Genomic DNA, 296 nt, shown 5'->3' with positions numbered 1-296 from the left:
GTGCGCGACGCGGTGGAGGACTCGGTGACGCGCGCCCTGGACAAGTCCATCGACCTGGGCTACGAGGGCCCCGAGGAGGTGCCGCGCAGCTGCCTCATGCCTGGCAACCCGACGCTGCTGGGCGAACTGGTGCGCAACCTGGTGGACAACGCCATCCACTACACCCCCAGCGGCGGCGTGGTCACGGCACGGGTGCTGGTGGACCCCTTCAGCGGGGTGCAGGTGCTGCAGGTGGAGGACAACGGCCCCGGCATTCCCGCCCACGAGCGCGGGCTGGTGCTGGAACCGTTTTACCG

General features: G+C 70.3%; 1 protein-coding gene. It reads left to right on the top strand.

The features are described from left to right. The coding region (locus HA630_RS00205; RefSeq protein ID WP_243855300.1) for a HAMP domain-containing sensor histidine kinase at positions 1 to 296 on the top strand (296 nt) is incomplete at both ends.

Source organism: Aquabacterium sp. A08 (assembly GCF_011742065.1).
This window is presented reverse-complemented; position numbering and strand designations above follow the sequence as displayed.